Source organism: Streptomyces sp. NPDC107498, assembly GCF_055582805.1.
On record NZ_JBVJPE010000057.1, the window covers coordinates 1 to 3,132 of the forward strand.

The window sequence follows — 3,132 nt, forward strand, 5'->3', positions numbered from 1 at the left end:
CGCCACGAGCCCGGCCCGATCCGGAGGGGCAGGACCCGGCCGACCCGGAACCGGCCCGCCCCGGACGGCCGTTCCCGGCCGGCCACCCCGTGTCGCCCCGCTCCTACCGCTGTTCCGCGGACGGGTCTGGGGCGGAGGAGGGGTCCCGGGACGAGGCCGCCGCCCGGCCCGTCAGCGTCCCGGTGCTGTCCTTCGGCACGCACATGAGCCATCGATCCGTACCGGACAGCGCCACCGCCTTCCCGTCGTCGACGACGGGAAGAGCTGACGGCCGAACCCAGCTGCCCCGTTCTCTGAATCCGTGGGGCTAGGGGGTCTAGCTGCTGCGCGCTAGCCTCCAGGCATGGATCCTCGTGGGCCCTTCCACCCGGGCGATGGCCGTCAGCGCTATGCGGGCCCTGCCGTCGTTGTCATGCCTGACGGTCGCGAAGTCGCGGTCACCGCGTCCCTCGTTCTGCGCTACGACCCGCGCCGCAGCGACAACCGGGAGTCGGACCGGGACAGCACCTGGGCCGGCAGCATCACACTGGCAGATCCTGGAAGTCGCGTTGACCTCTTCGACGCGGACCCGGGAGTGCTCCGCCTGCCCGGTGGGCGTGAGAGCGAGTTCATGGCGACAAGCGGCCACACTGAAGTCGGCGTTGCCGGGCTTGGCCCAGCGCCCTTCGCTTCGCAGTGAAGTCTGCTCCCCCACAGACGCGGGGGGCGGCATAGCGCGCAACACCGGGGGCGTAGCAGGTATGCGGTGAACCTCTGGCCTGATAGAACATCGGTCAAACCATGGCCACAGCACCGGACCCCGGGGCCTAAGAGGCCGGGGTCCGGTCACGGCACAGGGAGCGGTCAGAGGGTGTCCGGGGCGGTCTGGGGGATCGTCACCGGCTTCGCCCAGCCCATGCCCAGTTTCCGTAGTGCGTCCAGCTGTTCCTGGGTGAGTTTGTGGCGCCGGGCCTTGGTGTTCGAAATCCATACGCCCAGCTTGACGGTCACCGGTTCTGTCTCGCCGTCGACCGCGATCTCTTCGCTGTGGCCGCGGGGCACCGGCCGGTGGGCGCCTTCCCGTTCCACCCACTGCGCGAGGGCCGCCAGGCCGCGTTGGAATGCTTGCTGTGCCTTGCTCGGGTCCTTCGCCGCGCGGGGTACCGCTGGGGCGGGAGAGGGTTTCTCCAGTGGCTTGATGCCGAGCGTGGTCAGCCGTTTCTGCTGCTCGCTCGACAGCTGTGCCCATGTGCCGGGATTCTTCTGCCGCTTCAGCCACCGCCCGATGTCATCGCCCTCGAACAGAACCCCGGGTTCGATGGCCGGCAGGGCGCCGTCGGCGTCGGCGAGGTCGGCGAGGACGCGGTAGTGGCGTTGCCAGTTGAGTGGCCAGGGGCAGTTCCAGTCCTTGTCGATCGCGGCCAGCTGCTTCGCGCGTACGGCTGCCCGTTCCGGGTCTTTGCCGAGGCCGTGTTTGCGTCGGAGGTTGGCGAGGAATTGTCCAATGGCCAGCTGCTCGTCGTCTCCCTCGCCTTCGCCCCACATGGCGTCCTGACGCGGCGCGAGGTGCCCCATGGCCTTCCGGTAGGACCGCAGCGCGGCGAGCTTGTTCTCCCACGCTTCCTCGCCCGGCTCCCAGACCATCCCGGCTTCCGGCAAGTCGAGCAGCGTCTTGCGCCGGTCCTCGAGCTCTCCGGCCCGCAGGGCCTTGCGCTGCTGGTGGACCCACCGCCCGAGGGGGAAGTCCTTGGTGACGCCGACCTCGACCTCGACGTCGTACGGGACGGCGTAGAGGCCGGTGATCTCGTTCTCCTTCCGCCAGCGGATCAGGGCCTGGTAGCCCTCCAGCCACACCAGGGACTCCGGCCGGTACACCCGCGTACGGAGGAAGGCCGCGATCGTGGCCGCGTCGCGGGGGGAGGAGAAGTGCAGCAGTGCGGACTCGGCGGCCGTGCCGGCGTCGTCCTGCTCCTGGCCCTCACTGCCTCCCTCGCTGTCGCCTGCGCCGCCGGTCCCGACGATCCGTCCGTTCTTGGTGCGCCGCAGGTGGATCTTGCGCTGGCCGTGGGTGAGTGCGCGGGAGGCGAGCTGCTCGACCAGGCGCTCGTCGTGAGCCCGCAGGCCTTGGAGGACGGCTACGAGCGGTTTGTAGCTGGCGGAGGCGATCATGTCGGTGGGGTCCTCGCCGGGCTCCAGGAACACCGGCACGATGATCCGGGCGACCTTCGTGCTGCCGTCTTTGTTGAGCCGGAGTGCGCGGCCGATGTTCTGGACGATCTCGACCTGCGAGCCGCGGGTGTCGGCGAAGCAGATGGCCTCGACGCCCCGCTCGCCGGTGATGTCGACGCCCTCGCCGAGCACCCGCACGGACGCGAGGAACGCCCGGTGCACGCGCCGGTCGTCCGCGTCGATGCCGTTAGCGAACTGCCGCAGCACCTCGCGTCGCTCGGTGACGAGGTGGTCGCCGCACACCCACGCCGACCACACTCGGTCCGGCGGGACGTGGCGGCCGCTCTCCAGCTCGTAGAACTCGGCGTCGATCGAGGACTTCGGCAGCTTCGCCGCGACCGCCAGATCGGCGTCGGAGGCGTCGTTGGCGTACAGCTCGGCGGCGGTCTCGGGCAGCTTCTTCGCGAACGCGGCGGCTTCCTCGACCTTCTGGTGGAAGGTCATGACGGTGCGCAGGTTGTACGCCGCCGAGTGCTCCAGGAGTGCGGCCTGCAGGAGCGCCAGGCGCCGGCCCCGCTGCGCTTCCTCGGACTCCCCGAGCACGGGGGAGGGATCACGGATCTCCAGGACGTCGATCTCGAACCCGGCGAGGATCCCTCGCTCGATCGCCTCCGACAGGCCGAGCTCGGCGAGCCACGACCCGTACGTTCCATGGGGGTCGTCGGCCATGCTCGCGATCTCCACCTCCTGCCCGTCCGTGCCCCTGCGAGGCTGGGGCGCGGCGAGGATGCGTGGGGTGGCAGTGAGGTAGAGCCGGAAGTCCGCGGGGATCCGTGCGTTGTCGTGGATCGCCGCCCACGGGCGCCCGAGGTCACCGGCGGTTCCGTGCGCCTCATCCACGATTGCGAGGTCGAAGCCCGCCATCTGCTGCCCGTAGAGCCGTTCCCCGCCTGCCAGCGCGGTCTCCAGCGGTCCGCGGACCTT

General features: G+C 70.3%; 1 protein-coding gene. It reads right to left on the reverse strand.

Translation table 11 applies throughout. From position 1 onward, the window contains the following. Positions 1 to 843 precede the first annotated feature (843 nt). Positions 844 to 3,132, reverse strand: a 2,289-nt coding sequence (locus ACZ66Z_RS36645; RefSeq protein WP_469940308.1) for a helicase associated domain-containing protein, incomplete at its 5' end; no start/stop codon positions are given.